Source organism: Cohnella lupini, assembly GCF_003386205.1.
GTDB classification, from domain to species: domain Bacteria; phylum Bacillota; class Bacilli; order Paenibacillales; family Paenibacillaceae; genus Cohnella; species Cohnella lupini.
Genome location: NZ_QRDY01000054.1, coordinates 1 through 1,934, shown reverse-complemented (window position 1 = coordinate 1,934; position 1,934 = coordinate 1). Strand labels below are relative to the sequence as shown.

The window sequence follows — 1,934 nt, the reverse complement described above, 5'->3', positions numbered from 1 at the left end:
CGCGCCTAGCCAAGCTAGGCACAACTAGCCGGTGGAAGTCCGGTCGAGGTAAGAGCCAAGTCGCCTCGTAGCTGACGGGCAACTGGTGGAGAGATCCTAAGGCTGAAGCCCCGTGACAAAGTAACTCTTCGGGGTGCGAGCAAATCAGCAGGCTGTAACATGAAGTGAATCTTGCCGCGTCGTCAAAAAAAGACCTGAAAAGGACAAGAGAGAGCCGAGCCTCGTGTGTTTGGGCGAAGGCCATGGAACGCGTGAAGCACTTGGAAACGCAACGCGGAAGAACTCTCCGGCGTAAGGGGATCGGCATGCTGAGAAAGTTGTGACTGGAACTAGGGAAACCCTACCCTGCACGGCAAATGCCGTAAAGAGCGAACCTATAAGCCCAAAAGGTGAAGTGGCGAGCTGCGGGGAGGGAGGCGGAGGGGGTCGTAGTACCTGTGAAGCAAGGACAACAAAACCTTGTGGAGGAAAGGACCCCTGCTTTGTTCATGTACCGGAGGAGGTAAGAGTCAGTGAATGCAGCCAAACCTGCTAACAACGCCAAAGTAAAAGCTCGACAACTCCAAAACGTACTATACCTTGCAGCCAAGGGAAATCCGAGGCGGCGATTTCATGCGCTGTATGACAAAGTGCACCGTGGCGACATCCTTTGGGAAGCATGGAAACGAGTTAAAGCGAACGGAGGAAGTGGCGGTGTAGATGGCATGACCATCGACCACATCGTCAAAGAAATCGGCGAAGAAGAGTTAGTTAACGAAATCCAAAAGACACTCAGGGATGGAAATTACCATCCTCTGCCGGCAAGACGTAAGGAGATCCCGAAAGCAGATGGCAAGATGCGTCCACTCGGCATTCCTGCGATACGGGATAGAATCGTCCAAATGGCAACGAAAATGGTCATTGAACCGATATTCGAAGCGGATTTTAAGGATTGCTCGTACGGATTCCGACCAAAACGGAATCAGCATGGCGCAATTAGGCATATCCGCCGGGCAGTGAAAAAGGGCGTCTACTGGGTCGTTGACATCGATATTCGCGGATACTTCGATAACATCGTGCATGACAAGCTGATGCAGTTGGTAGAACAGCGCATCAGCGACCGCCGTGTGTTAAAACTCATTCGTCAGTGGCTAAAGGCGGGATTCGTGAAAGATGATCAGTTTCACGAAACCGAACTCGGCAGCCCTCAAGGCGGCGTCATTAGTCCCTTACTTTCGAATCTGTACTTGAACTACCTGGACACGATCTGGGAGAAGAAGTTCGCGGAAACGGGAACACTGGTGCGATTCGCCGATGACCTCGTCATCTTGTGCAAAACCAAAGGACAAGCCCTAAAGGCGATAGATGTCCTTAAAGCGGTATTCGGAAAACTGGAACTGGAAATGAACAAGGAGAAGTCCAAGCTGATTAACCTATGGGATGATAAGCAGGGCTTTGACTTTCTGGGGATGCACCACCGGAAGATACATAAGAAATTGAAGGGGAATAAAGAAACTCACATTCTTCGGAGCTATCCGTCTAAGAAAGCGATGAAGAACATGAAACAGAAGGTGAAGGAAGCAACTGAGCCGAGAAATCGTCTGTATTGGACGATGAATAAGATGGTGGAAGAATTAAACCCTAAAATTCAAGGGTGGAAGAACTACTATGGGCTTGATCCTTTTGCCGACATATTCCTAAACAAAATCGACTGGTATATCCGCAAGCGACTCACGCTGTTCTGGAACAAGAAACGCAACTGTCGTAACAAGCACAGCAAGTCTAAGCAAGCAGCCATTGCGGCTCAACTTGCAGGACTTAAGAAAATCGCTAGCTAAAGAAAGTGCCGCAACGCTGAAGGAAGAAGAACATCGGAAAGCCGGATGAGGGAAAACTTCACGTCCGGTTTGATGCAGGGGGAGCTGGAAAAGTAAAAGGAGGGCATACGCCCTCCA

General features: G+C 49.9%; 1 protein-coding gene. It reads left to right on the top strand.

Annotated features, from left to right (window positions below; translation table 11 throughout):
• The first annotated feature begins 512 nt into the window (after nucleotides 1–512).
• Nucleotides 513–1,817 (top strand): group II intron reverse transcriptase/maturase, encoded by a 1,305-nt coding sequence (gene ltrA / locus DFP95_RS28530; protein ID WP_115996075.1) that lies wholly within the window; start codon nucleotides 513–515, stop codon nucleotides 1,815–1,817.
• Nucleotides 1,818–1,934 lie beyond the last annotated feature (117 nt).